Genomic DNA, 5,929 nt, shown 5'->3' with positions numbered 1-5,929 from the left:
GTCCCCGCCCGTACCGGCCGGCGCCGCCGCCTCCGCCGGAGGAAGGCGAGTCCCTGCGCGCGGCACACGTGCTGGCCGCGCTCGCGGACCGGTTGCCCGCCGACGCCGTGCTGGTGGAGGAGACCCCCTCCAGCCGCCCCGACCTGCACGCCCTCGTCCCCGCCCGGCGTCCGCTGGGATTCCTCAGCGCCGCGATGGGCGCCCTGGGATTCGCGCTGCCGGCAGCCATCGGCGTCCGGATGGCCGCGCCGGAGCGGCCGGTGATCGCCGTCGTCGGCGACGGATCGTCCCTCTATCAGGTGCAGGCGCTGTGGACCGCCGCGCACTACGACGTGGGTGTGGTCTTCGTCGTCCTCGCGAACGGCCGTTACGCGATCATGGACAGGCTCGCGGACAAGCAGGGCGGCACCACCCCCTGGCCCCCACCTTCGACGAGGTCAGCGTCGCCGGACTGGCCCGGGCACTGGGGTGTTCCGCGCGCCGGGTGACCGGTCATGCCGAGTTGCTGTCCGAGCTGGACGCGGTACTGCCCGAACTGGCCGGCCGCACCCGGCCGCTCGTTCTCGAGGTCGAAGTGGAAGTCGACGAGACCTTCCAGCCGTGAGGGAACGTGACGTGCCGAACGCCGATGGCGGTTTGTTCACCAATTCCTCGGTGAACAAACCGCCATCGGCATGGTGTTGCTTTGCGCAGGTCAGTACCTGAGTACCTCAGACCTCAGTACGGACCGTTCACGTTGTCGATCGATCCGTACCGGTCCGCCGCGTAATTGCAGGCGGCCACGATGTTCGCGACCGGGTCGGTCATGCTGTTCGCGGTGCCTGCGACGTGGTAGGCGTCGAAGGTCGGCTTGATGGTCTGGAGCAGACCCTTGGACGGGGTACCGTTCTGGGCGTTGATGTCCCAGTTGTTGACGGCGTTCGGATTACCGCCGGACTCGCGCATGATGTTGCGCTTGATGCCGTCGTAGGTGCCGGGAATGTTATTGGACTTCATGACGTCCAGGGCCTCGCGAATCCAGCCGTCGAGGTTGTTCCCGTAGCTCTTGGTCTTGTCGGCCGTGGCGGCGCCGCCCTGCGGCTTGGCGCCCGATTCCCCGCCACCCGATTCGCCGCCGGAGAGCTCGAGCTTCTGGCCCGGCAGGATCAGGTCAGGGTCACCGCCGACGACGTCGCGGTTGCCCTCGTACAGCTTCTGCCAGCCGCCCTCGACACTCTTCTCGCGTGCGATGGCCGCGAGGGTGTCACCGGAGGCCACGGTGTAGGGCCCCGACTCGGCCTTCGGCTTCGACTTCGCTTCCGGCTTGGCCTTGGCCTGGGTGGCGGAGCCGCTGTTCTGAGTGACACCGGCCTTCGGGGCGTGGGTGTCGACGGAGGCCGCGTGCGCACTGCCCGCGCCGACCAGCGGAAGGGCGATGCCGGCGCCTCCGGCGGTGATGGCGAGCGAAGCGCGGGACATTCCGCGCGCGAGACGGCGATTGGACTGACGACGGTGACGACCGCGTCCGGACATAGGGCTGTTCCTCTCCTACGCCTGCGAGGTGAGCTGTCGGATTCGGGCTGGAGTTGCCCGGCCAGACGCGAATGCCGTGTGCATTCAGGCATGGCTTCACCCCGAGTCGGATGACCGCTGCGCGGCACCCGGCGCTTACCTGGTTCCCCCACTCCTGCCGATTCGGATCATGTGGGCTTACCACTGGCCGGCCGGCAGGATTAGGCGTCCCGGCAGTGGGCCACCGCACGGGAGACGCGATGGCTCCTGCACGTTAATCACAAGGAATTCACGACCACAAGAAAGTCGGACACATCTCTCAGAAGGGGAAGATCGCGAAATACCCGAGCCGCCGCCCCGTGTGCGGGTGAGTTCCTTGTCGGGCAAGGGAATTGGGCGGTTCCACTTCACCCGCGGGCATTCATGTGATGCTGCTCACGGATGGTCTGTGACCGGAGTCACGCCCCTTTGTGCTGTTCGCCCGCGCTCCCCGCCCCCTCCGCCCTCCCCTGGTGGCTCCGTGCGGTGATAGCGGCGCTCCGGGCGGCCCGTGGTGCCGTAGCGGAGCGTGACGCGCGCGCTGCCCCTGGCCACGAAGTACTCCAGGTAGCGCCGGGCGCTGACCCGGGACAGCCCGCTGCGCTCGGCGCACTCGGTCGCCGACAGGCCCGCACCCTCCGGGCAGGCCTCGAGCGTGCCACGCACCAGCTCGGCCGTCTGCGCGGTGAGTCCCTTGGGGAGCGTCGGCGGCACGCCGCCGCCGGCGGACCTCCCCGTGCCGGGCGGCCCGCCGGCGCCACTCCCGGTGTCGGCGAACAGCCGGTCCACGTCGTCCTGTTCCGGTGCCCTCAGCGCGGCCAGCGCCGCGCGGCGCTCCGCGTACCGGCGCAGCCGCTCGCGCAGCAGCTCCCCCTCGAAGGGCTTGATGATGTACTGCACGGCGCCGCCCCGCTGCGCGCCCCGCACCGTCTCGGTGTCCCGCGCGGCCGTGACGACCAGCACGTCGGGACCCTCTTCGGGGGCCGCGCCGCCGCGCAGTTCACGCAGCACTTCCAGGCCTGGGATGTCGGGCAGGTAGATGTCCAGCAGCACCAGGTCGGGCCGCAGCTCACGCACGGCCGCCAGCGCCTCGGCGCCGCTGTGCGCGACACCCGCGACGGTGAAGCCGGGGACGCGCTCGACCAGGGTGCTGTGCAGCCGGGCCACCATGAAGTCGTCATCGACGACGAGTACGCGGATCATCACCGGCCTCCTCTCGCTGCCCGCCGCCACGCCGGTATTACCGAGGCAACTATGGCCGACGGTGCGGCGCGCGCCCAAGGCGTGCTCGTCACAGTCCCCGGTAGTGGACCCCCGTCAGCTCTTCCGAGACCGTCCAGAGCTGCTCCGCCGCGATGTCGTTACGCGTCCAGGAGGCACGCCAGGACGGGGCCGGGCCACCGCGCACGCCGAGGATGCTCGGTCCGAAGAAGGAGTCACCGTGCACATACGGGGCGGTGGCCGCGTACAGGCTCGGCGCCGCTCCCTGGTCGGCGGAGGAGCCGAGCGTCCCGGCGGACAGGCGGGCGAGTCGCTCGCGCACCGGACGCCCCGCCAGTCGCGGGCCTCTGGCCTGCAGTTCGGTCCGCGCGTAGCCGGGGTGGGCGGCGGTGACGATCAGCGGGAGCCCCTCGCGGTCCGCCCGGTGGGCGAACTCCCGTACGAAGAGCAGGTTGGCCGTCTTCGACGCGGCGTAGGCCAGCATGGGCCGGTAGCGGCGTTCGCTGTTGAGGTCGTTGATGTCGATGTTGGCGAAGGCGTGCGCCAGGCTGGTGACCGTCACCACGCGGGCGTCCGGCGCGGCCAGCAGCCGCTCCAGCAGCAGCCCGGTCAGCGCGAAGTGCCCCAGGTGATTCACACCGAACTGCATCTCGAAGCCGTCGGCGGTCAGCGCGTACGGCCCCGCCATCAGCCCCGCGTTGTTGAGGAGCAGGTCGAGCCGCTCGCAGGGCAGCGTGTCCGCGAAGGCCCGTACGGACGACAGGTCGGCGAGGTCCAGCAGGCGCACCTCCGCCTGCGCCTCCGGGACCTCGTCGAGCAGCCGGTCCAGGGCGGCGGCCCCGCGCTCCGCGCTGCGGCAGGCCAGCACCACGCGCGCGCCGCGCCGCGCCAGCTCGCGCGCCGCCACGTAACCGAGTCCGCTGTTGGCGCCGGTCACCACCGCGGTACGCCCACTCTGATCGGAGATGCTGCGCGCCGTCCAGCTCATGCGCATCAGCGTATTGCGGGCGGCCCGGCAGCGCGAGGGAGCGCGTGCGCGCACGGTGACGCGGTCACCATCGCTCTCCCCGGTACTCCGGCCCCGGCCGGTAGTCATGGCGGCCGTCGTGGTGGACGAGCAGCGCGGCGGTGACCTGGTCCGGGTACTCGGCGTTGGCGAGGTGCGCCGCCCCGGCCACCTCCACCAGCGCCGCACCGGGGATGCCGTCGACCATCTCGCGCGCGTGCGCGGGCGGCGTGGCCGGGTCCTCGCGGCCGGCGATCACCAGGGTGGGCACGGAGATGCCGGCGAGCCGGTCGCGCAGGTCGAAGGCGGCGAGGACGTCGCAGCACGCCGCGTACCCCGCGGCGTCGGCGCACCGCAGATCCTCGACCAGGGCCGCCCCGCGCGGAGTGCCCTCGAAGCCGTCCGCGAACCAGGTGCCGGGGCGCGAGCCGATCATGATCCGGGTGCCGTGCGTACGTACGGTCCGGGCCCGCTCCCGCCAGCTCGCCGGGTCGCCGAAGCGGGCCGAGGAGCAGACCACGGTGAGCGCCGTGAGCCGGTCGGCGTGGTGGGCGGCCAGGTGCAGGCCGACCGCGCCGCCGAGGGAGATCCCGGCGTAGCCGAACCGGTCCCAGCCCTGGGCGTCGGCGACGCGCAGCACCAGCGCGGCGAGGTCGGCGACGGTGGCGGTGCCGTCGGTGGGGATCAGTGCGCTGGGGGAGCCCGCCATCGGCTCCGCCGGGGAAGCGCCGTGGCCGGGCAGGTCCCAGCGCAGCACGTGGTGGGTGCCGACGAGGGCGGCGAGCTGGGGCTCCCAGACCGCGAACGAGGTGCCCAGGGACGGGCCGAGGATCATCGGCGTTCCGTCGGCCGGTCCGTCCAGACGGTGGTAGGGGAGCGGGCCGGACTCAGCGGGGCCGGGAGCGGTCATCGTGGGGTCTCCAGGGCTGCGCCTGGTGCTGCGACCGTGCGGCGGCTGTGCCTTCGGCCGCGGCGGCGCGGCGCAGCGCCCGGTCGGTGAGCAGGGGCGCGGAACCCGTGTAGTGGGTGGGGTCGGTGAGGTCGCGCAGCCGTTCCCTGGACAGCAGTTCGAGCAGCGCCGGTTCCTCCTCCTGCAACGCCTCGTCCAGGGTGATGCCCTCGTCGACGGCTTTGCGGGAGGCCGCGTCGAGCAGCTTCCGTGCACGGGCGCGGCCCAGGAGAGGGCCGAGCGCGACCGTGAAGCGCTCGCTGACGATGAGTCCGTCGGTCATGGCGAGGTGTTCGTGCATGCGGTACGGGAAGACCTGCAGTCCTTCGGCGAGTTCGGCGGCGGCGTGGGCGGCCCCGCCGGTGAGCCGGAGCAGTTCGCGCACCGGCTGCCACTCGGCGTGCCAGGCGCCGGCGGGGCGTTCGTCCTCGGCGACGAGCGAGGCCAGCAGCACCGAGGCGAGCGCGGGGGCCTGCCGGGCGGCGGCGGCGATCAGGGTGGCGCGCACCGGATTGGACTTGTGCGGCATGGCGGAGGAGGTTCCGCCGCCCCCCTCGCCGACCTCCCCGATCTCGTTCCGGGCGAGTACCAGCACGTCCGCGGCGATCTTGCCGAGCGCCCCGCAGGCGAAGCCGCAGGCGGACCCGAGGTCGGCGACGGGGGTGCGCAGGCTGTGCCACGGCAGCGCCGGTTCGGCGAGAGCGAGTTCCCGCGCGTAGGCGGCCAGCAGCGCCGCTCCGACGTCGCCGTCCGGGGTCCCGGTCCCGGTTCCGGAGTCGGCCTCCGCGTGCGCGGTGAACGCCGCCAGGGTGCCCGCGGCTCCGCCCAGCTGGACGGGCAGCGCGGAACGTACCGCCGCGAGCCGGTCGTGCGCGTCCAGCACCAGGCTCCGCCAGCCCGCCACCTTGAGCCCGAAGGTCGTGGGCACGGCGTGCTGGGTCAGCGTCCGCCCGGGCAGCGGCGTGTCACGGTGCTCGGCCGCCACCATGGCCAGTTCCCGCTCCGTACGGATCAGGTCGGGCAGCACGGCGTCCAGGGTGCGGGCGGCGACCAGCATCAGTGCCGTGTCGAGGATGTCCTGACTGGTGGCGCCACGGTGCACGTACGGGTCCGCCTCCGGTCCCGCAGCGGCGGCGAGGTCCGCCACCAGCGGGATCACCGGGTTGCCGCCGGGGCGGGCGCGCAGGGCCAGGTCGCGGGCATCGAAGCGGTCGGCGCGCGCG

6 protein-coding genes and 1 riboswitch are annotated in these 5,929 nt (G+C 72.7%); of the genes, 1 reads left to right on the top strand and 5 read right to left on the bottom strand.

Annotated features, from left to right (window positions below; translation table 11 throughout):
- A partial coding sequence (locus ACRDP3_RS05075; protein WP_431515597.1) for a thiamine pyrophosphate-dependent enzyme occupies nt 1–488 on the top strand: 488 nt, incomplete at its 5' end.
- A 229-nt stretch (nt 489–717) separates the two neighbouring features.
- Here ACRDP3_RS05075 and ACRDP3_RS05070 read toward each other — a convergent pair.
- The 5 genes from ACRDP3_RS05070 to ACRDP3_RS05050 form a co-directional block, all read right to left on the bottom strand.
- The gene (locus ACRDP3_RS05070; protein ID WP_431515596.1) at nt 718–1,512 is read right to left on the bottom strand and encodes a transglycosylase SLT domain-containing protein; all 795 of its coding nucleotides are present in this window, start codon (nt 1,510–1,512) and stop codon (nt 718–720) included.
- 5 nt (nt 1,513–1,517) lie between these two features.
- A riboswitch (cyclic di-AMP (ydaO/yuaA leader) is annotated at nt 1,518–1,690 on the bottom strand.
- A gap of 236 nt (nt 1,691–1,926) precedes the next feature.
- Nucleotides 1,927–2,733 carry a response regulator transcription factor gene (locus tag ACRDP3_RS05065; RefSeq protein WP_431515595.1) on the bottom strand — a complete coding sequence of 269 codons (807 nt, stop codon included), beginning with the start codon at nt 2,731–2,733 and terminating at the stop codon, nt 1,927–1,929.
- Nucleotides 2,734–2,821: 88 nt separating this feature from the next.
- A complete protein-coding gene (locus ACRDP3_RS05060) occupies nt 2,822–3,739 on the bottom strand; it encodes an oxidoreductase (RefSeq protein ID WP_431515594.1) in 918 nt (305 codons plus the stop codon).
- A 64-nt stretch (nt 3,740–3,803) separates the two neighbouring features.
- Nucleotides 3,804–4,667, bottom strand: coding sequence for an alpha/beta fold hydrolase (locus ACRDP3_RS05055; RefSeq protein ID WP_431515593.1), 864 nt, complete (start codon nt 4,665–4,667; stop codon nt 3,804–3,806).
- Nucleotides 4,645–5,929, bottom strand: a 1,285-nt coding sequence (locus tag ACRDP3_RS05050; RefSeq protein ID WP_431515592.1) for a lyase family protein, incomplete at its 5' end; no start/stop codon positions are given. The genes ACRDP3_RS05055 and ACRDP3_RS05050, both read right to left, overlap by 23 nt.

This window comes from Streptomyces sp., from assembly GCF_050698815.1.
Classification (GTDB): Bacteria; Actinomycetota; Actinomycetes; order Streptomycetales; family Streptomycetaceae; genus Streptomyces.
The sequence above is the reverse complement of the archived record's forward strand: the minus strand, read 5'-3'. Positions and strand labels throughout refer to the sequence as shown.